Origin of the sequence: Bacillus sp. UNC322MFChir4.1, assembly GCF_000746135.1 — a bacterium.
In the GTDB taxonomy this organism is placed as follows: domain Bacteria; phylum Bacillota; class Bacilli; order Bacillales; family Bacillaceae_G; genus Bacillus_A.
Genome location: NZ_JQKQ01000001.1, coordinates 175690 through 195117 on the forward strand (window position 1 = coordinate 175690; position 19428 = coordinate 195117).

The following is a 19428-nucleotide window of genomic DNA, read 5'->3' on the forward strand; positions in this document are numbered from 1 at the left end:
GAACAAGCCTCCTTTACGCCTAGCTTGTTCCAATATATGCTTGTACTTGTTTCATTAGAACACGTTCATTTCTCCTATGTTACGTGTCCTCTTTCTTTTCCTTCTTATTTGGTTCCCGCTCTGCTTCTTGTTGCGGTTCAAGAGGTGGTTCAAGTTTTACTTCTACCTGTGTTCTTTCTTGTAAAGGAGTACCTTCAGCGACACTTTGCTCAGTTACATAACCTGTACCAGAAAGCTTCACATCAAGATTTAATATTTTCGCTAAATTCATCACATCACGAAGGGCCCAACCATTAACATTCGGCATTTTCGGTTGATTTCCTACTAAGAATACACGATCACCCGTTAACGTTTTTTCATTCGCTTTTGGCACTTGTTGTCCGATTTTTCCCTCTCCTAAAATAACAGGTCGGAACTTCGCCTTTTCCAATATGCCTTTTGCTTCTTCCATTGTTTTACCCGTTACATTTGGAACAGTAGCTTGCTGCTGGTTTCCTTGTTTTTTCACATCTTTTATTTCATTTGGCTTAATTTTCAAATACTCCAAACTATTTTTCGTAACAGATTTAAACATTTCGGATAACGGCTGTGCACCATTTTCAGTGTCTTTCAATTTAGGTTGCTTAACTGCTAAATATATGACAAGCTGTGGGTCATCCATTGGTGCCATACCAAGGAAGGAGAATATATAATTATTTTTCCCTATCATATAACCGCCTTTTCCATCCGGAATTTGTGCTGTTCCTGTTTTACCACCAACGGAATATCCATCAAGTTTATACATCGTTCCAGTCCCTTTCGGTGACGTTACAACTCGTTCTAACAGTTGCCTTACTTGCGTTGCAGTCTCTTTTGTAACTGGTTTCCCTACTTCCTCTGGACGGTGTTGCAAGACAACTTTATTATCCATCGGATCTACAATTTGATCAATCATGTAGGGTTTCATCATTTTCCCATCGTTAGCAATTGCAGTAGCTGCTTGTACAAGCTGAATTGGAGTTACAGTTGAACCTTGTCCAAATGCTGTTGTTACTTGCTGGATTTTCTTATCAAATAAAATTGTATTTTCGCCTTCTCCAGGTAAATCAATACCAGTCTTTTCATCCAGACCAAACTTATGAATATATTGACGAAAACGATCAGGGCCTAGCTTTTCATTTCCTAAAATAGCAAAAGCAACGTTTGATGAGCGCTCTACTCCCTCGTCAAACGTAATAGAACCCCAACCTGATCCGCCATTATGATCTCTAATTTCCTCATTCCCCACTTTGTATCTACCAGATTGATAATAATCTTGTCCTTTATATACGCCCTCATTAATAGCAGCTGCTAACGTAAAGATTTTCATCGTTGAACCTGGTTCATACGCGTTTGCAATCGTATCATTTAAAAAGTATTGAATATCTCGATTATTCGGATTCGGATCAAAACTCGGTCTGCTAGACATCGCTAAAATTTTTCCTGTTTTCGGATCTGCTACGACTCCAATTAACATAGACGGATCATAATGTTTTTCTGCCTCTTCCATCGCATCTTCTAGATAGCCTTGAATCCGTTGGTCAAGTGTTAAATATACATTATCCCCGTTTTTAGGAGGCTTCACAGACTGTTTACCACCATCTAACGCAATACCTTTCGTATCTCCTGTATACTTCATGCTTCCGTTAGAAGCTCTTAAATATTTATCTAAGCTTTGTTCCAGTCCAAATTTCCCTTCTGCAATTCCTTCATCATTTGGTTTTGCAAATCCAAGTATGTAAGAAGCAAAATTTCCATTCGGATATATTCTTGCCTTTTCTGTAACAAACGATATTCCATCTATTTTCAGATTATCAATTTGAATTTTCTTTTCTTTCGTTAAGTCTTTTCCAATCTTTCCGAACTCTACTTGTGTAGCATTTTTATTTAAGTACTGTAAAATTTCATTTTTATCAACCTCAAGTACTTTTGATATTTTCTCTGCCGCATCATCTTTGTCTTTCACATACTTTTGTCCTTTTAGTGCGGCAACCATCTTATACGAATTTGCATCCTGAGCAAGCACGTAACCATTTTGATCGTAAATCGTTCCTCGATTTGCTTCAAGTACCCCTTTTTTATTATGCTTTTGCTGTGCAATTGTCTCTAAATCTACTCCATGCACTGTTTTCGTTGCTTGAATATAAAGAAAGCGCGCTAACAACAGAAAAAAGAGCAGGAGAAACACCTTAATGAAGAATCCTGCTCCTTTGTTAGTATGAAATTTACGTATATTCATCTTTTCTTCACACCTATTATTAATTTAAGCCTTTTACATGATTCGCATTAATTTCAAGTCCATGTTTTTTTGCAATTTCTGCAATGCGATCATAACGTGTTAGCTTTTCCTTTTCAGCTTGTAATTCTTGATTTTCTTTTTGGTGTTTTATAAGGGTGCTTTCCATCTCTGTCACTTTAGCATCAGCTTCATATAGCGCCGCTTTATTCCCAATAACAGCTACGCATGTATATAATAAAAAGCCAATAAATGCAACATACAATAATTTTTCAATTCTTGTAATTTTTGTTTTGACAGTTGGCTGTACTACTTGCTGCGGAGCTTGAGATTGTACTTCTATTTCCACTTGTTGCTTTTTGTACTTAACGGCTAAATTTGACATACCTCTCTCTCCTTTTTATAGTTTTTCAGCAATTCGTAACTTCGAAGAACGTGCTCGTTTATTTTCTTCTAATTCTACATCAGAAGGCAAAATCGGCTTTCTTGTAATTAACTTCAACTTCGGCTTGTATTCATCCGGAATAATTGGTAATCCTGGTGGAAGCTGTGGTGTTGTACTATGTCTTTTAAATGTCGTTTTACAAATCCGATCTTCTAGCGAATGGAATGTAATCACACTAATTCGACCACCTGTTTTCGTCATATCGATCGCCGCTTCTAACGCGTACTCAAATACTTTCAATTCATCATTAACTGCAATACGAATTGCCTGGAATACTCGCTTCGCAGGATGTCCTCCCGTTCGCCTAGCCGGGGCAGGAATCCCTTCTTTAATTAACTCCACTAGTTCTCCAGTTGTTTCAATTGATTTATTTTCACGGTATGCTTCAATTTTTCTTGCAATTTGCTTTGAAAACTTTTCTTCACCATATTGAAAAAAGATTCTTACAAGTTGTTCATATGACCAACTATTTACAACGTCATATGCTGTTAGCGGGGCATCTTGATCCATGCGCATATCAAGCGGAGCATCGTGGTGGTAACTAAATCCACGTTCTGGCGTATCTAATTGTGGGGAAGAAACACCTAAATCGAATAAAATACCGTCTACTTCCGTTATTCCTAATTCATTTAATTTTTCTTTTAAATAACGAAAGTTACTTTTTACAGTTATAAATTGACCGTCATAAGAAGAGAATTTTTCTTTTGCATTTTGAATTGCAACCTCATCTTGATCAAATGCAATTAATCTTCCTTCTTCAGAAAGTTGAGATAGTAAATAAGCACTATGTCCTCCACCTCCTAGCGTACAATCTACATATGTACCATTAGGTTTAATTTCCAATCCATCTACTGTTTCTTTTAATAACACTGTTACATGTTTAAACATTGTTGCACCTACTTTTTTACAAAATAATCTTTTGAAGTCATCTTTTTATCCCCAATTCCAAAAATGAAAAGGAATCAAGATAATTGTCCATAAAATTCCGATTGGCGTGGTCAGTAATTAGTAAGAATTCCACTTCCTACTAAATTAAAGTTTTATCTTATTATATACTAAATCTTATCATCTTTTTCGGGAAATTTCACAAAAACATGTCGAAAATGATGATAATTCACTTTCTTTTTGTTCCATTTTGTCAAAAAAGAACCATTCTTCAAAAGTTGTGTATTTTCAACCAATATACTTTACAATACATATAATCAATAAATCAATTTATTTTACAGGTAATTCCACAAAATAAAATAAAATCCTGCTCTTAAGAGCAAGATTTTATAATTTTATAATATGCTGTTTTCCATTCCAACGATAAGTTTGCTTCATTACTCGTTCTACAAAATCAAGCCCATAGACATTTAAATAATAACAAATGTTCCATATTCGTTCTTGCGGTGCACCTAACGGTTGTAATGAGCACTCAATTCTTCTGAATTTATTAAGCTGCACTTCATGTTTTCTTTCTAAGTCAGATTGAATTGTCCGCTCTAACAGTTCAAGTTGTTGCATAATTTTCAACTCATTTTTCTTCGCAAAATCTCGAAGACCTGGACTTACTTTCTGAACAAATTGTTGTAATGATGTATGAATTGCTCCAATTTGCTCCGACGCATTCATAAAGTGACTGTCTATCGGCTCTTCAACTTGCTTAGATAGCCACTTTTCTCGCAGTGCAGGAATACCAGTACTGAACACTTCGCTCTCCTGAATCTGCAAATCCTGTAAATCAGTTTCAATATCGCGTTCTATATAACTAATTGTCAAGCGAGGCACAACTGGCGGCATTTGGAAGTCCACCGCATGAAATACTTGTTGGAGTTCACTCCAATACGCAATTTCTCCTGGTCCACCAATAAATGCAAGTGTAGGAAAAATATATTCTTGCATAAGCGGTCTTGTAACAACATTGTTACTAAATCGTTCTGGATGATCTTCCATACTTTTTATAATCTCCTCGTAGGAAAACGAATACATCCCTTCTTTACAAATAAAACGCCCTTCTTCTTCCTCTAACAAAAGACGTTCCCCATTAATCTCCATAAAGATATGCACTACATTCGGCTTTGTTTCAATAATTGTTTTATAGTCCAAATCACGTAATATACGTTGCTGATCGTTAAGTGCTACTTGCACATTTTTATAGCGTGCTAATAATTCTTTTAAAAAAGGAACTTCAATATTCCGCAGGATAGGATGATGAGAATCTACAAGAATTAAACCCGAATGCATAAATAGCTTTGTAATAAAACGCGCAAAAAAATCAACGTATGTACGTGATTGCTGTAAACATTCTTCTACCAAACGAAGTAGATCCTTTGTATGTTTTGTTTCTGGATATGTTTTAAATATTTCTTCGATCCAATGTTGACAATCCTCGATGGAAATCTCCGTTTCAGATGCACTCGCTTTATTTAGGTTACGTCCGTGAAAAATTGTCTTTTTTACTTTTCCGTTTTTCGTAACGAACACATGGTTAATTTCATCAATGTCATGATCTTCACCAGCAATCCAAAAAACAGGAACCACTCGTACGCCAAGCGAAGCTTCTTTTTCCTTTGCAAGTTGTAAAATAGATATAATTTTATGGATCGTATAAAGAGGACCCGTTAGCAATCCAGCTTGTTGCCCTCCTATAACAACGTATGTATCTTCTTCTAACAAAGCATTGATATTTTGAAACGTTTTTTCTCCTGCATTTAATTCTTGATTATATTGTAATAAATGTGATACTAACTCTTGTCTTGGATACTGTCTATTTCGTAAATCTTGTATACGTCTTACAAAACTCTCTTCCGTTACTGGATAATCAAAGCATTCTTGAATTTCTTTTTTATGTTTCAAATAGTCCGCAACAACTCCTTGAAGCGGGACAGAGATTTCTTTTATCTCCATATACTTCTTCCTTTCATCTCCGAATCTCTCACCAACCAAATTGTAGTCAATGTTCGTTGCAAAAGCAAAGAATAACTCTTATCATTCTAATCCTTTTATAGAATGATACAAAAAAGACAGCGTTGGAACTGATTTTTGTTGTTTCTCTGCTTCTTCAAGTAAATAACCGACAATTGCATCAATTTCTGTTTTTCTATTATTGCGTACATCCGTTAACATAGAGGAAGTGTTATGAGCTGTATTTTCACACACTGTGCATACACGATCCCAATACTCTTTACATTGTACGTCACCTACTATTCCCATTACTTCTGAAAATACTTGCTTCATCACTTTGTGAAACGAAGGATTTGTCAACAATTCTCCATTTTGTACACCGAACAACGCGGTTAATGGGTTAATACACGCATTTACGACAAGCTTATTTATCATGATTCGCTTCCAATCACTTTCAACCACTGCCGGGAATAGACTCGAAGAAAATGCAGTGAACAGAAGCTCTAAGTCCTTCCTCTCTCCATGTATGATTCCAAATTTCGTACTACCAACTCCAGTATGATGAACGATACTCCCATTTTCCTTTTTCGCTCCGTGCTCTACAATTCCTACTGCAACGCTAGCACCTTGAATTTGTTGTAATAAATGAAGGTGTCCCATTCCATTTTGTAAGAAGATAAGTCGCTTTTCCGCTTGCAAACACGGTAATACCTTTTCTAAATGATATTGCTTTACAGCAATAAATATATAATCATGTGTTTCATTTTTTATATTCTCTAAATGATTTACACGAGGAAATACAGTTTCCCGCATACCATTTTGCACACATGTAATTCCGGACTCTTTCAAACGCTCAGATTGCTCCGCTGTTCGTGTGTACAGTGTGACATCCTGCTCATTTTTTTGTAAATAAAACGCAAAAAGAAGTCCAATTGCTCCTGGCCCAACAATTCCAATCCTCATCTTTACAAAGCCCCCATTTTCATCATGCTATACATTATGAATAACTTTCCGCAAACAAAAAAAGAATTTCTACTAACGAAAGCTTTACTATATATAAATCCATTTTAATTTTTCGACATCTTTTTCTAGCTCTTTCTCCTAAGCCCTCATATTTAAGAACATTACCAACGGGCCTGAACATCCATAAGTCGCTTCAATGCAGAATATAACATAATCGCTACTTACTCTTTTTGTTTTTAAACCTTGCAGGTGGCAGAAATAAGCCCTGACCGCTATTATACATAGCCAGATGCTCTCGCTCTCCTCAAAAAAGAGGGCTTATATGTCGGATTTTTAATTTGTATTTATATAGTTTATAAAATTAGTTTAGCAAACTTCTAAAAAAAATATCGAAAGAATCATCTCTTTTCTTCATAAAAATAAAAAAATGCGTTATAATATTATTGTAAATATTTATACTTTTCTTTATTTTACAACAAGAAAAGGATGTGATTCTATGCATTTCCCAAAAGTTGAGCGCTTGCTCATCAATTATAAAACGTTAGAAGAGTTTAAAAAATTCAAGGGTTGTGGCGCTGAAGAATTATCTATGCTGGAAGATCTACAAGCAAATATTATCGAAAACGATAGTGAATCCCCTTTTTACGGAATTTATTACGGTGGTTCTCTTATCGCTCGCATGAGCTTGTATACGAAACAACAGGCCAGCAGCAATTCGTTAACTAGCCCTTATGTAGAACTTTTTAAACTCGAAGTGTTACCAACATTCCAAAAACAAGGATTCGGTAAGATGCTTGTCAATTATGTAAAACAATTAAACCTTCCTATCAAAACGATTGCTCGCGTCCAATCTGCTGATTTTTGGGAAAAATTACACTTCGAAAAAGTAACCATCGATGATAGCGATTTTTACATTTGGCATCCAAACGTAAATTTGAATGCGGTTACAAAAAGTGAATCTGCTTAAAAATAAAAACAGCTGCATAACAGCTGTTTTTATTTTGATGTTTTTTCAAGTATTCCTTTTTCTCGGTTTCTCTCTCTTTCAGAAGGTTCTAATACCATCGAGTTTCTTTTTCGGTCAATATAATCGAATAAAGTACGGTATTCTTCTTCATACAAAGACAATTGCTGCAAAAGTCCTTCTTTTTCCCTTTGCAATGCCTCAATCTTCTTATATAATTCCGTTTTTTCTTCTTCTTTTTTATAGCTTTGTAAAAAGACAATTACATCTTCTAACGTTATTGAAAGAGAAGTCACTTTCTCTTTCTTTTGTTCTCGCACTTCATAATTATCAGCTTTCCTTATTTGCTTTGCTTCTTCAATGCGTTCTTTATATTGTTTACGTACGTAAGAATTCCAACGAAATCCACAAGCGGCAGGTGTTCGCGATAAATGTCTTCCTACTTCTTTGAAGGCAGAAAGTTGCGTTCCTCCTTCACGTATATGCCGGAGCACTACTTCCGCCAGAAGTAAATCTTCTTCATCAGTCCATGCATCTTGTCTTGTTGTTGCCATCTCTCTAGTCCTCCTTATGCATTTTTTATTAAACATATGCAGTTACTAGAAAAGATAGAAGAATAACATGTAAAGAAAAGCGAAAAAATAAACGCAGGAGGTTTCCCTCCTGCGTTTATTTTTGCAATTACTTGCTGATTACTTCTTTACCTTTGTAAGTACCGCATGCTTTACATACACGGTGAGCTAATTTCGCTTCACCACAGCTTGGGCACTCTACCATACCAGGTACTGATAATTTGAAATGCGTGCGACGCTTTCTTTTTACTGTTTTAGAAGTTCTTCTAAAAGGTACAGCCATTCTTCCCACCTCCTTAAAAGAGAAAGTTATTTTCATACGAAGGCCTGAAATGGTCTTCTGATTATTTGTCAAAAAACTTCGCAAGTCCTGCTAATCTTGGATCAACAGGCTTTTCTTCGCTTTTTTCCGAAATCACTTGCCAGTCTCGACCTTGCATCGGTGTTCCTTCTGAAACATCCTCACTGAAAATTTGCATTGGAATCTCCAATAGTATATTTTCCTTAATTACAGGGAGTAAGTCAAGTACTTCTCCTTCTAAGTAATGAAAATCTGCTTCAGTTTCATAATCTTCTTTCGAAACTAAGAACACCTCAGTTGTTTCAATTTCAAATGGTAATGTTACATCTACTAACGTTCTAGAACATGGTAATACCATGCTTCCTGTTATATGTAGATGAAACGTATATTTGTTAGAACTAAAATCAACTCTACCTGTCACATGAACAGGAGTAACATCTCGAACATCGTTCTCAACATTTTTCAGCTCACTTACATCTACCATCTCATCTAACGTTAGTCCTTTTTGTCGATATTTGTTCAATTGATGAATCGACCATTTCATATCATATCACCTCAAGGCAACAAACAAAATTATAGCTAGCCATTGTATATTTGTCAATATTTTTTCTTTACACTATAATGAAGTCATTATAGGAAATAATATATAGATTATCATGTTTTAGAAAAAGATGCTACACCGAAAGGGGAGATTATTATAAAAGCTAGCGGCATTGTTGTTGAATATAATCCATTTCACAATGGTCATGCTTATCATATGCAACAAACCAAAAAGTTAACAAAGACAGATATTATCATCGCTGTTATGAGCGGACCTTTTTTGCAGCGCGGGGAACCGGCTCTCATTTCAAAATGGGCGCGAACACAAATGGCCTTAGCAAATGGCGCGGACATTATTGTCGAACTTCCATATGCCTTCGCAACGCAAAAAGCTGAAACATTTGCAAACGGTGCTATTTCAATATTAGATGCTCTTTGCGTCTCTGAGGTTTGCTTTGGGAGTGAAAGTGGTAATATTGATCATTTCTACAATACGATCACTTTACGTCAAGCTGAGCAAGACGCATTTCATTCCCTCGTACAACAATACTTAAAAACAGGAATGAGCTATGCGAAAGCAACTTCTGAGGCATTTGCATCCTTACAAAAAAACATAGATACTATCGACATTTCAGAGCCTAATAATATTTTAGGAATGCATTACATAGAAGCAATTATCGGGCAAAAGAGTTCAATGAAAGCGAGTACAATTAAGCGCTTTGCTTCGCATTATCATGACGAAACATTTCAAGATGAACGAATCGCTAGCGCAACGAGCATTCGCAAGCAATTATTTAATGATCCAGAAACTTTTCCAGCAATTATTCCCTTTGTTCCAAAAGTGACAAAATTACTTTTAGAGCAATATACACATTCCTATCACCTATTACATAATTGGGAGCATTATTTTCACTTGCTAAAATATAAACTCCTAACAATGTCACCATCGCAATTACAAAATATATATGAAGTAGAGGAAGGGTTGGAACATCGGATTTTATCATCTATTCAAGAAGCTACTTCATTCGCAAAGTTTATGGAAATATTAAAAACAAAACGTTACACATGGACACGATTACAGCGCATTTGCACACATATTTTAACCAACACAACAAAAGAAGAGATGCACAAAGCCCGTGTAGAACAACACGCACAATATATTCGTTTGCTCGGCATGTCCCAAAAAGGACAAGCGTATATATCAGCAAAGAAAAAGCAAATAACACTTCCATTGCTTTCTCATACAAAAACGTTTCAGCATCCTCTTTTAGATTTAGACCGAAAAGCAAGCGCTACTTATTTCTCTATTTTACAAGGAACCCTTTGCGGTGAAATGATAAAACGAGATATAACGCAGCACCCTATCCGATATGACGAAGTGCAACACGTATTTTTATAAAGTGAAACTTCCATAAGTGGGGGCTTATTGCCCACGAATAGCGGGATAAAGTGAATCTCTCAGCTTTCCGTGTTTAATCTTTCACTGTCTGAAAATAGCACGAAAAAAAATCCTCTCTTAAACGAGAGGATTACTTTTTTTCTGACATTTTATCTAAATACATTAAGGCATCATCTAACGTATCTACAGGTATAATTTTCATTTTTGTGTTTATATCTTTAGCTGTTTTCACTGCCTCTTTATAGTTTGAATTCTCTTTTCCATTCTCATTTGGTGCGAAGAATACTTCTGCACCCGCATTATGTGCTGCAACTACTTTTAGAGAAATACCTCCAATTGGACCGACTTCTCCTTTTTCATTGATCGTTCCAGTTCCAGCTATTTCGTGACCTTTTGTTGTATCTTCTTTCACGAGCTGATTATAAATTTCTAACGTAAACATAAGACCAGCAGAAGGTCCTCCAATCTTATGCGCATCAATTTTCACATTAGGACTTACTGTAAGCTTCTTATCTGAAATAATAGAAACTCCCATACCAGCGCGGTTTTTATCTTCTGGAATTGGCTTTAGTACAAATTTGTCTTCCTGTTCTTTATTTTCACGCACATATTTAACGCTTACTTCATCATTTTGTTTTTTTGTTTTCATATAGGCAATAAACTGCTCTGCCGTTTGCAATGATTGACCATCAACAGCAAGAATCCGATCGCCAAGTTTTAATTTTCCAGCAGCTGGCATATCATTTGCAATTCCAACTACAAGCACACCTTGATTTTCAAACGTAACAGAGGCATTTGCTTTTTTATACGCATTATAAATAGCCGCATCTTGTGACTCTTTCATTGCATATACTTGGCGAAATTGATATTCTTCATCACTTTCACCTTTTCTTAAAATTTCTTCCTTCTTAAATATTTCGTTATATTTGTTAAATTTAGCAGAAAGATAATTCACAACATTTGCTCGCCCCATCGAAACTGTTACGAGCATAAAATCCCCTTTCTCTTTATTTCCTCCCTCAACTTTTACATACGGCTCTAATTTCTCTGCCATGCCTGGTTTTGTAATATAGTATGGCAGAGGGACAAACACGATTAGCATCGCGATAATTACTCCAATAAGTAGTGCATATAAATACCGAAACTTTTTAAACATCTTTTTTCTCCTTCCACTGCTCAATCAATGTGTAAATTGTTTGAATGTGCTGCTTTGCTTCTTCTTCACCGACACGAATGATATCTTCTATATTCGTAAAGGATCGCGAACTAAACTGTTCTACAGCTGGATGCATCATAAGATCTGATGCAATTTGTCTATTTACTACAAGCTCATGTTGCATAATTTCGATACTTTGCATAATGACATCATAAATGGATGTAACTTCCCCATTGACCTTAATAGGGGATACATCAACAGCAATCACAATATCAGCCCCTAATGTTCTTACTACTGATACTGGAATACGATCAATCACTCCTCCATCAACGAGCAGCCTTCCATTTATTTTCTCAGGAACAAATATACCGGGCACAGATATACTTGCCCTAACAGCATCTGCAATAGAACCTTTTGTAAAGACAACCTTTTCACCATTTAAAATATCAGTTGCTACAACCGCTGTTGGAATGTCTAACTCTTCTAATTTTTTATTATATGTAAACATTTTAATCATATCTTTTACACGTTTTCCAGTAATAAATCCCATTTTGGGTACAGTAAAGTCCAAATAGTACTTCCGCTTAAATACTGTTGCTAAACGATACAAACGGTCCACATTACATCCTGCTGCATAAAACGTACCTATTAGTGCCCCCATACTGCTTCCTGCAATCATATGAATAGGTATATTGGCTTCTCGTAGTACTTTAATAACACCAACATGTGCAAATCCTTTTGCACCACCTGACCCAAGCGCTAATCCAATTTTCGGTTCATTCATCTTCTTCACCCTCAAAAATTTTTCACTCTCTTTTTATACTTATGGTCTAATTTCACTATGTATCCTCGTATACTGAAATGAACATTTGGGACAAAGGGGGGGATATAAAATGTACGAAAAATGGAAAACAGGCTTTCTCACCATATCGGTTTCTTTTCTTACAATTTCTCTCGTACTCCATCCCCAAGCAGCACTCCAATCATCTATTCGAGGCTTAAATATATGGTGGGAAGTTGTATTTCCTTCCTTGCTACCTTTTTTTATTATCGCCGAACTTCTAATCGGACTAGGAATTGTAAAGTTTATTGGGGTGCTATTAGAACCTTTGATGCGTCCACTCTTTCGTGTACCTGGCATCGGAGGCTTTGTATGGGCAATGGGTATGGCCTCAGGTTTCCCTGCAGGCGCAAAATTAAGCGCTCGGTTACGTCAAGAAAACCAACTTACACAAATTGAAGCAGAACGCCTCGTCTCTTTCACAAATTCTTCCAATCCACTATTTATTTTTGGAGCTGTAGCAATTGGTTTTTTTGATAACCCAAAATTAGGAATAATTTTAGCAGCCTCCCATTATGTTAGTAATTTCACAGTTGGACTACTCATGCGCTTTTACCAAGATAATCGCAAGCAAAAAGAAGCAAAAAGACATACACCGCCAATTCCGTTGCGGCATGCTTTTTCAGTTCTTCATAACACTCGATTACAAGAAAAACGCCCCATTGGTAAATTAATCGGTGATGCAATTTCTTCTTCTGTTCAAACATTACTTATGATTGGCGGGTTTATTATTTTATTCTCTGTTTTAAATAAAATGTTAACCGTTTTTCATATTACAACCTTCCTTGCTTATATTATGAAACAAATATTAGCTGCATTTCAACTTTCGCCTTATTTTAGTTTCCCGATTTTATCCGGCCTTTTAGAAATGACACTTGGGAGTCAAATGATTAGTCAAACAGAACACACTTCTATTTTACAACAAGCTATGATGACAAGTTTTATCTTAGCTTTTAGCGGTCTTTCTATTCAAGCTCAAGTTGCCAGTATTTTAGCAGAAACGGATATCCGTTTTAAACCATACTTTTTTGCACGGATTATTCAAAGCTTCCTTGCTCCAATCTATACATACATATTTTGGGGACCACTTTATGAAAGATTACATTCTTTTTCGCCTACTCAATACGATATTCCAGTCTTTTTATCTGAACAATCTACCGTGTTTGCAAAAGCTTGGAATTCCCTTATTATGTTTGGTCCGGCCTTTACACTATTTTGTTTATATTTATACGTTTTATTACTCGTTGTCCGTCTCTTTCATAACAAAAAACCCCGTTCATCATAACGGGGTTTGAAACTTCTCTTTTAAAGCACGTTCTACAATTGGCGGAACAAGTCCAGAAACACTTCCACCATAACGAGCTACCTCTTTTACAATACTTGAACTTAAAAAAGAATATTGATTATTTGTCATAATAAAAAATGTTTCTACATTCTCTTCCAATTTACGATTCATAGATGTAATTTGCATTTCATATTCAAAGTCAGATACCGCACGTAAACCGCGTAATATCGCATTCGCATTACGCATTCTCGCATACTCTACTAATAATCCACTATGCGAATCAACCTTTACATTCGGAATGTCTTTTGTCGCCTCGCGAATTAATTCTAAACGCTCTTCTACCGTAAAAAGCGGTTTTTTTGATGAATTATTTAAAACAACAACATATACTTCATCAAAAACTTTTGCACCCCTTTTAATAATATCTAAATGTCCAAGGGTAATTGGATCAAAACTTCCCGAAGAAATCGCTATGCTTGCCATTCGGTCCCCTCACCTTCATACTTATAAATCGAAATCGCTGTAATACCGTAGTTTTCAGCTCTTACCTTCACAAGTCTACCAATCGTTTCAGGCAGGTCTATATCTACACCATGTTCAGCCATTACGATTCCATCTTCTTTCAATAGATCATGCTGATCCATTATACTGATTAAAGAAATAATCCTTTGATCTTTATACGGCGGATCTAGCAGTACAAGATCGAACGATAACGCACGTTTCACGAGCGCCTTTACAGCACGTTCTGCATCATTTCTATATACTTCAGCTTGCGCTTCTAACTTGCAACTTTCTAAATTTTGATGGATTACCTTTATCGCTTTTCCATCACGATCAACAAAAATAGCTTTATCTATCCCTCTACTAAGAGCCTCAATACCAAGCCCTCCACTCCCGCCAAACAAATCAAGAGCTAAACCACCATCAAAATAAGGACCGATAATATTAAAAATAGCCTCTTTCACCTTATCTGTTGTCGGCCGTGTTGTATTACCTGGTACAGCTTTTAAAGGATGACCTTTACACTTTCCTGAAACTACTCTCATAATTTTTCACTACCTTATCTCTTTCTATATCAATCCAAATTAAAAAACGACATAAAACCATTCTTTTCAGGTGGGTAAGAGCATCTGACTGCAATCTATATGTCGAAAAATCAAAATGGATTCATATAACAAATGTTCATATAAATCATTTTGTGTAAGTACAACTATACCCCGCTACTCGTGGGCAGTAATACCTCCACTGATGAAAGTTTCACTTTATGTATATGTACCTTTTTTATCCTATCATAAAACATTCGAAAGAAAAATAAAAAGGAAAAGAGAAAATTTAATTTTGCAATGTATATCTTCATACAGTTTGGGGATAAATAAATATAACAACATCACCTTCGATGTTGTTGCCAACCGCGGAGAAGACTTACGTTTCCCCATAAGTTCTTCCTCCGGTTTCTCCTCTCCCTTTGCCTTCTTGCTAGTCATACTAGTATAAGAAGGGCCCTGCTTCGGCAGGGTTTTTTCTTTGTCTTCTTTTCATTTTGAAAATGAAATGATACAGTAAAAGAAAGAGGAGGAAAAGACATGATTCAACGTTTTATCGAACTAGGAGAGGGATACTCCGATTTATACGAACTACTCGAAATTGCAAAAGTAAACAAACATCGCGTAGCGCATATGCTACAATTTAATACTTCGAAAAGCGACAAAGCTGTATGCTCTCTCGTCGTTGTTCTTCAACCCACGACAGTAGGCGATTTCCAACCTTTATACATATGTCGAGAAGGGATCCCTGTATTAACAGATAAAAAAAGCAAACGAATTACTTTATTTGAAGAAACGGCTGAACAAATCGGAAAAAAAGTAGTGTCTTTTACTGTAAAACCATCTACTATATTTCCAGAAACCGAACTATACTTTAATCATCTCATCGGTATTTTACGAATGAATCATTTTATTCCACCGATGCAATAAAGTGAAACTTTAATCAGTGGGGATTTTCTTCATCCCCCACTGATTATTAGCCCTCACAAATCGGGCTTTGATGAGCAGTTTATCTCCCGCCTAACTTCTTAAGAAAAGCGGAAGCGGCTCGTTCAGAATCGCAGGACGCCCACGCCCCTCGGACGAGGCGCTTTTTTGCCTCGTCCGAGGGAGTGAAACGGCCGGAGATCCTAGAACAATGCTTTTGCTGAATTTTGAGGCGGGAGTATTACTGCCCACGAATAGCGGGATAAAGTAAAAAATACAAAAAGCCCACCAAAATTTTGGCGGGCTTTTAATCCATCTTATTGTAATCATACTCTTTTGCACGATCTGGTCTGGAATTTTCGAACTCCGTTTTTAAAAACGGCCGATAAGATGGCTCAATTTTTTTTACAAACGGAAGTTTATTTAATTTTTGCATCAGATGTTCTAATTGCTCCATATCACAATATACAACAGCATATTTAAACCGTTTCGATATGTAATGAATGTTTCCATATTTCCTTAAAATTTTAGCATTCTTTAAGGAATTTAGATAGACAATCATACTTTGTCGTTGCCCAAACATAATGTTCTCCTTTTATTTAATATCATTCATTTATTTTACAATAAGCCACAGAAATTCATCCCGTATTAACGGGTATTAGGCCTCCACATACAAAGATTTCGTTATCATTTTTCAAATATTTAAAAAACGGAAGCCATTTCTTGTAGTCCTTTTTCTTCTATATTCTAAAAAACGGGGCAGATTACCCCGTTTTTTTACACCCACAACTACCTCCAGAGCCACAACCGCCTCCACAACCACCTGCATCAAAAAACGGATTGCCTGTCGGAACCTTAATAGCAGGAGAGATTTCAGCTCCCATAATTACACTTATCTCATCCAATAACTTTTGCAAATCATTTTCTGCTTTTTTAAAAGCAGCTATTTTTTCATGCAAATCTACTGCTCGTTTTAACTCCCGCATTTGTTTCGATACGGTTGTATAGTCAGGATGATATTTTCCAAAACGCTGCACTTCTTCATAACGCTCTTTCATTGCTGAAAATTGCCCTATTAGCATTTGTACTTCCGAATCTTGTTGCAATATGCGGTAGCACTTGCGGTATTGCTCTGCTATATCTGAAAGAACAACAGCCTTTGCAAGTTGTTCAGACTTGTCTAAAATCATTACGCTCTCTAGCGTCGCTACAATCATGAGAGACACCTCCGAATATTAATCATATCACATTTATAGCAGAACTACTAATTCTATGACTTTATTCAGATATAAATTACAAACAAATATGTTCAGCAATATTGTACTTCACAACTTCCCATGTTCCTTCCATTTCTCTCACATAACTAATACATGCATTTTGTAATGGTGTTTGAAATGTAATTTCTTCTGGAGAAATAGCGTGTAACATTGCTTTAATTGCATGAGAATGTGCAACAATAATTATACGTTTTCCCATATATTTTTGGGCAACATCTTTTAATGCTGCAAAACACCGCTCCACAATTTCTTGATCCGTTTCCATTCCTTCTACGTTACCATCTGTAATAAACTGTCTAACTTCAGCAACCGGTTTTCCTGATGCTACTCCAAAATTTCTTTCCATAAAACGTTCATCAAGGTGAATTGTGTCTATTTTCACCGCATTAGCAATAGCTTGTGCGGTTTCGTATGCTCTTACTAGCGGACTACTAACAATGATATCCCATGATTCAGCTTTTAAAGCTGCAGCACTTTGACTTGCTTGTTTTTTCCCAATTTCATTTAAAGGAATATCTTCTCTTCCTTGAATGATTTCTTGAAAATTCCAATCAGTTTGTCCATGTCGTACTAAACAAATTTCCGTCATGCTATAACTCCTTTTTCTATAATCCATTTTTTTATTGTAACAAAAGTTTCGCATGACGGACACAGTTTTTACTCCTAATCAATTAACATTTTGCTGTTTCATATATTGAAACATGTCTATCATAAGAGAAGCAACGGATAATTGATTTTGAAACTTTTCTACCTTATCTGGGATCGTCTTTTTAAAATATTGCATAGCTGCTAATTCAAATGCTTCTTTTTCACTTGGATTTCTAGAAAGTTTCCGATACCAATGCGGTTGCTCACGAATATATTTCTGTAAATCTTCATTCGACTTTATAAATTCGATGAGTTCTGATCTCATCACTCTTCCTCCTAATCTTTTTGAAAGAAAAACGGATTATTTTCAGAATTGCGCTGTTGTTTTGTTGTCTGGTTCCCTTGAAACTGTTGAATAACCTGCTGTACACTTCCAATAGCTGTAGTCATATTCACTAAATGTTGCTGCACCTGTTCCACATCTATTTTTTTAAAAAACGACGCCATTTGTCCCATAAAGTCCCCTGACTTTTCTCCGCTCTCTTCTTGTACAGAAGGAGGAACAACCTCTCCGTTTACTTTGTAGTAATTCCATACGCCATCTTCTTCTCCAAGTAAATACCATTCTTCGTAAAACTGTTGCCATGATTTCTTTCCATTTCGAACGTCATGAACCATCTTTGGATGCTGACGTACAAACTCTTTGAACTTTTGGATAGAAGGATGTAAATCTCCTTTCACTGTTGTCATCACAATCACCCACCCCATCAGATGTATCTTTTTACTATATTGTAAGAAAAAAAAGGCGCATGGTTCGCCTATTTTTAGGCAATCCATACACCCTACTTCTGAATAAAATTTTGCGTATAAAATTTATCATACACGCCAATCCCTAAACCGGTAAATTGTTCGTTTAGTAAATTCTTTCGATGCCCCTCACTATTTAACCATCCTTGAATCGCTGCGATTGCATCACTATGCTGCGCCGCAATGTTTTCTCCGGCTAACTGAAATGATACATTTCCTTTTTGCAAACGATCTCCTAATGTACCAAACGAAGGTGAATCATGAGAAAAATAGTTGTTATCTTTCATGTCTTTACTGTGCTCAAATGCTACTGCTGCCGTTTGTTGATCCCATGCTAATAATGGAATATGGTAACGACTTCGAATGACATTTGTTAAATCTAAAATTTGCTGCGCATTCCCTTGTTCAACTTGTTTCATTAGTTCTGGCGATAATGGCTGTGGATTCGTTAATTCTCCAGAAGAAACGAGTTGATACGGTTTTTGTTTAATTAACGTCTCATCATCCATATAACGAACACCAACAAGTTTATGTGTAAAATGATCAAAATATAATTGCGCCCAGCCATCTTCTATAGAAACGAGTGGTTGTTCTATTAGTTCAACATCAGATAATTCGAATTGATAGCTATTTCTTCCCATTTTAAGTGAAATTTCATGTGAAAACGGATTTTTCTTATAAATATCTTCATATGTTTCCCCAATATGAAATGGCGAAATATTTACTTTCTCTCCGCCAACATAAATCGTAACAATTTTATGCTCTTTAACTCCAAACTGCACATATTGCGATTGGTCTTTATTATATATCCACCATTCATAACCATATGCAGATGGTTCAATTCGCGCTGGTTCATCCCAATTCGCTAATAAAATTTCAGAATCCCTACCAAGTAACTCTGGAATCGTATCTGGTACCCCTTTAATCTCTTTTTCTTTTTTGATTTTCACAATCTTATGCTCTTTTTTTAATTGAGGTGATTGAAATATATATTGAGAAACGAGTAATTTCCCGTATAGATCGATTGCTAAAATAAGAAAAGTAATTACTATAATACGAAACAACTTTTTCAAATTATATACCTCCTGAATAACCATGAAATTGAGGTATACACAAACAAAACTTTTTTCCATTTTGTGTGTACCACACTATGTTCACTATATCATATTTCTATTATAAA

At 35.9% G+C, this 19428-nt stretch carries 22 protein-coding genes; 4 read left to right on the forward strand and 18 right to left on the reverse strand.

From position 1 onward, the window contains the following. Positions 1 to 79: 79 nt before the first annotated feature. The 5 genes from BR72_RS00790 to BR72_RS00810 all read right to left on the reverse strand — a co-directional run bounded on the left by BR72_RS00790 (position 80) and on the right by BR72_RS00810 (position 6548). The gene (locus tag BR72_RS00790; RefSeq protein ID WP_035429156.1) at positions 80 to 2257 is read right to left on the reverse strand and encodes a penicillin-binding protein; all 2178 of its coding nucleotides are present in this window, start codon (positions 2255 to 2257) and stop codon (positions 80 to 82) included. A gap of 19 nt (positions 2258 to 2276) precedes the next feature. Continuing rightward, the gene (gene ftsL / locus BR72_RS00795) at positions 2277 to 2639 is read right to left on the reverse strand and encodes a cell division protein FtsL (protein ID WP_035429157.1); all 363 of its coding nucleotides are present in this window, start codon (positions 2637 to 2639) and stop codon (positions 2277 to 2279) included. A gap of 15 nt (positions 2640 to 2654) precedes the next feature. Then, positions 2655 to 3587, reverse strand: a complete 933-nt coding sequence (gene rsmH / locus BR72_RS00800; protein WP_035429158.1) for a 16S rRNA (cytosine(1402)-N(4))-methyltransferase RsmH — start codon at positions 3585 to 3587, stop codon at positions 2655 to 2657. A 384-nt stretch (positions 3588 to 3971) separates the two neighbouring features. Next, positions 3972 to 5588: a bacillithiol biosynthesis cysteine-adding enzyme BshC gene (gene bshC / locus BR72_RS00805; protein ID WP_035429159.1), complete on the reverse strand. Its 1617-nt coding sequence runs from the start codon at positions 5586 to 5588 to the stop codon at positions 3972 to 3974. A gap of 81 nt (positions 5589 to 5669) precedes the next feature. Then, entirely contained in the window at positions 5670 to 6548 is an 879-nt protein-coding gene (locus tag BR72_RS00810; protein WP_035429160.1) for a 2-dehydropantoate 2-reductase, read from the reverse strand. Positions 6549 to 7044: 496 nt separating this feature from the next. Between BR72_RS00810 and BR72_RS00815 the strand changes: the two genes are divergently transcribed. Further along, positions 7045 to 7515 (forward strand): N-acetyltransferase, encoded by a 471-nt coding sequence (locus tag BR72_RS00815; protein ID WP_035429161.1) that lies wholly within the window; start codon positions 7045 to 7047, stop codon positions 7513 to 7515. A gap of 29 nt (positions 7516 to 7544) precedes the next feature. Here BR72_RS00815 and BR72_RS00820 read toward each other — a convergent pair whose 3' ends face one another. The 3 genes from BR72_RS00820 to BR72_RS00830 all read right to left on the reverse strand — a co-directional run bounded on the left by BR72_RS00820 (position 7545) and on the right by BR72_RS00830 (position 8929). Further along, complete coding sequence (locus BR72_RS00820; protein WP_035429162.1) at positions 7545 to 8066, reverse strand: RsfA family transcriptional regulator; 522 nt, start codon at positions 8064 to 8066, stop codon at positions 7545 to 7547. Between the two features lie 127 nt (positions 8067 to 8193). Further along, positions 8194 to 8367, reverse strand: coding sequence for a 50S ribosomal protein L32 (rpmF, locus tag BR72_RS00825; protein WP_001984764.1), 174 nt, complete (start codon positions 8365 to 8367; stop codon positions 8194 to 8196). A gap of 61 nt (positions 8368 to 8428) precedes the next feature. Further along, positions 8429 to 8929, reverse strand: a complete 501-nt coding sequence (locus BR72_RS00830; RefSeq protein WP_035429163.1) for a YceD family protein — start codon at positions 8927 to 8929, stop codon at positions 8429 to 8431. A gap of 153 nt (positions 8930 to 9082) precedes the next feature. Between BR72_RS00830 and BR72_RS00835 the strand changes: the two genes are divergently transcribed. After that, a complete protein-coding gene (locus BR72_RS00835; protein ID WP_081904746.1) occupies positions 9083 to 10324 on the forward strand; it encodes a nucleotidyltransferase in 1242 nt (413 codons plus the stop codon). Positions 10325 to 10454: 130 nt separating this feature from the next. Here the strand turns inward: BR72_RS00835 and BR72_RS00840 are convergent, their stop codons facing one another. Then, positions 10455 to 11480 (reverse strand): SepM family pheromone-processing serine protease, encoded by a 1026-nt coding sequence (locus tag BR72_RS00840; RefSeq protein WP_035429165.1) that lies wholly within the window; start codon positions 11478 to 11480, stop codon positions 10455 to 10457. After that, positions 11473 to 12264: a patatin-like phospholipase family protein gene (locus tag BR72_RS00845; RefSeq protein ID WP_035429166.1), complete on the reverse strand. Its 792-nt coding sequence runs from the start codon at positions 12262 to 12264 to the stop codon at positions 11473 to 11475. Before BR72_RS00845 ends, BR72_RS00840 begins: the two co-directional genes overlap by 8 nt. A gap of 109 nt (positions 12265 to 12373) precedes the next feature. On the opposite strand from BR72_RS00845, the gene ylbJ reads away from it, so the two are divergent. Next, positions 12374 to 13606 carry a sporulation integral membrane protein YlbJ gene (gene ylbJ / locus BR72_RS00850; RefSeq protein WP_035429167.1) on the forward strand — a complete coding sequence of 411 codons (1233 nt, stop codon included), beginning with the start codon at positions 12374 to 12376 and terminating at the stop codon, positions 13604 to 13606. On the opposite strand, the gene coaD is transcribed toward ylbJ, so the two are convergent. Both coaD and rsmD read right to left on the reverse strand, forming a co-directional pair. Next, positions 13601 to 14089, reverse strand: coding sequence for a pantetheine-phosphate adenylyltransferase (gene coaD, locus BR72_RS00855; protein ID WP_035429168.1), 489 nt, complete (start codon positions 14087 to 14089; stop codon positions 13601 to 13603). The genes ylbJ and coaD overlap by 6 nt on opposite strands. Next, complete coding sequence (rsmD, locus tag BR72_RS00860) at positions 14077 to 14652, reverse strand: 16S rRNA (guanine(966)-N(2))-methyltransferase RsmD (protein ID WP_035429169.1); 576 nt, start codon at positions 14650 to 14652, stop codon at positions 14077 to 14079. Before rsmD ends, coaD begins: the two co-directional genes overlap by 13 nt. A 537-nt stretch (positions 14653 to 15189) precedes the next feature. On the opposite strand from rsmD, the gene BR72_RS00865 reads away from it, so the two are divergent. Beyond that, positions 15190 to 15579, forward strand: a complete 390-nt coding sequence (locus BR72_RS00865) for a DUF7147 family protein (RefSeq protein ID WP_035429171.1) — start codon at positions 15190 to 15192, stop codon at positions 15577 to 15579. 304 nt (positions 15580 to 15883) lie between these two features. On the opposite strand, the gene BR72_RS00870 is transcribed toward BR72_RS00865, so the two are convergent. The 6 genes from BR72_RS00870 to BR72_RS00895 all read right to left on the reverse strand — a co-directional run bounded on the left by BR72_RS00870 (position 15884) and on the right by BR72_RS00895 (position 19321). Beyond that, positions 15884 to 16159, reverse strand: a complete 276-nt coding sequence (locus BR72_RS00870; RefSeq protein ID WP_035429172.1) for a YlbG family protein — start codon at positions 16157 to 16159, stop codon at positions 15884 to 15886. Between the two features lie 181 nt (positions 16160 to 16340). Then, a complete protein-coding gene (locus BR72_RS00875; RefSeq protein WP_035429173.1) occupies positions 16341 to 16793 on the reverse strand; it encodes a YlbF/YmcA family competence regulator in 453 nt (150 codons plus the stop codon). Between the two features lie 76 nt (positions 16794 to 16869). Beyond that, entirely contained in the window at positions 16870 to 17442 is a 573-nt protein-coding gene (locus BR72_RS00880; RefSeq protein WP_035429174.1) for a histidine phosphatase family protein, read from the reverse strand. Between the two features lie 78 nt (positions 17443 to 17520). Continuing rightward, positions 17521 to 17766, reverse strand: a complete 246-nt coding sequence (locus BR72_RS00885) for a YlbE-like family protein (RefSeq protein WP_035429175.1) — start codon at positions 17764 to 17766, stop codon at positions 17521 to 17523. Between the two features lie 11 nt (positions 17767 to 17777). Then, complete coding sequence (locus BR72_RS00890; protein ID WP_035429176.1) at positions 17778 to 18191, reverse strand: YlbD family protein; 414 nt, start codon at positions 18189 to 18191, stop codon at positions 17778 to 17780. 92 nt (positions 18192 to 18283) lie between these two features. Continuing rightward, positions 18284 to 19321: a CAP domain-containing protein gene (locus BR72_RS00895; RefSeq protein WP_035429178.1), complete on the reverse strand. Its 1038-nt coding sequence runs from the start codon at positions 19319 to 19321 to the stop codon at positions 18284 to 18286. Positions 19322 to 19428: the final 107 nt, after the last annotated feature.

Bases quoted from the DNA above. Each gene is read 5' to 3' on its own strand.
- rsmD (WP_035429169.1), bottom strand. From the start codon at position 14,652: ATGAGAGTAGTTTCAGGAAAGTGTAAAGGTCATCCTTTAAAAGCTGTA.
- BR72_RS00840 (WP_035429165.1), bottom strand. From the start codon at position 11,480: ATGTTTAAAAAGTTTCGGTATTTATATGCACTACTTATTGGAGTAATT.
- BR72_RS00865 (WP_035429171.1), top strand. From the start codon at position 15,190: ATGATTCAACGTTTTATCGAACTAGGAGAGGGATACTCCGATTTATAC.
- rpmF (WP_001984764.1), bottom strand. From the start codon at position 8,367: ATGGCTGTACCTTTTAGAAGAACTTCTAAAACAGTAAAAAGAAAGCGT.
- bshC (WP_035429159.1), bottom strand. From the start codon at position 5,588: ATGGAGATAAAAGAAATCTCTGTCCCGCTTCAAGGAGTTGTTGCGGAC.
- BR72_RS00875 (WP_035429173.1), bottom strand. From the start codon at position 16,793: ATGATTGTAGCGACGCTAGAGAGCGTAATGATTTTAGACAAGTCTGAA.
- ftsL (WP_035429157.1), bottom strand. From the start codon at position 2,639: ATGTCAAATTTAGCCGTTAAGTACAAAAAGCAACAAGTGGAAATAGAA.
- BR72_RS00790 (WP_035429156.1), bottom strand. From the start codon at position 2,257: ATGAATATACGTAAATTTCATACTAACAAAGGAGCAGGATTCTTCATT.
- BR72_RS00885 (WP_035429175.1), bottom strand. From the start codon at position 17,766: ATGAGATCAGAACTCATCGAATTTATAAAGTCGAATGAAGATTTACAG.
- BR72_RS00820 (WP_035429162.1), bottom strand. From the start codon at position 8,066: ATGGCAACAACAAGACAAGATGCATGGACTGATGAAGAAGATTTACTT.
- BR72_RS00815 (WP_035429161.1), top strand. From the start codon at position 7,045: ATGCATTTCCCAAAAGTTGAGCGCTTGCTCATCAATTATAAAACGTTA.
- coaD (WP_035429168.1), bottom strand. From the start codon at position 14,089: ATGGCAAGCATAGCGATTTCTTCGGGAAGTTTTGATCCAATTACCCTT.
- BR72_RS00830 (WP_035429163.1), bottom strand. From the start codon at position 8,929: ATGAAATGGTCGATTCATCAATTGAACAAATATCGACAAAAAGGACTA.
- rsmH (WP_035429158.1), bottom strand. From the start codon at position 3,587: ATGTTTAAACATGTAACAGTGTTATTAAAAGAAACAGTAGATGGATTG.
- BR72_RS00810 (WP_035429160.1), bottom strand. From the start codon at position 6,548: ATGAGGATTGGAATTGTTGGGCCAGGAGCAATTGGACTTCTTTTTGCG.
- BR72_RS00870 (WP_035429172.1), bottom strand. From the start codon at position 16,159: ATGTTTGGGCAACGACAAAGTATGATTGTCTATCTAAATTCCTTAAAG.
- BR72_RS00845 (WP_035429166.1), bottom strand. From the start codon at position 12,264: ATGAATGAACCGAAAATTGGATTAGCGCTTGGGTCAGGTGGTGCAAAA.
- ylbJ (WP_035429167.1), top strand. From the start codon at position 12,374: ATGTACGAAAAATGGAAAACAGGCTTTCTCACCATATCGGTTTCTTTT.
- BR72_RS00890 (WP_035429176.1), bottom strand. From the start codon at position 18,191: ATGACAACAGTGAAAGGAGATTTACATCCTTCTATCCAAAAGTTCAAA.
- BR72_RS00880 (WP_035429174.1), bottom strand. From the start codon at position 17,442: ATGACGGAAATTTGTTTAGTACGACATGGACAAACTGATTGGAATTTT.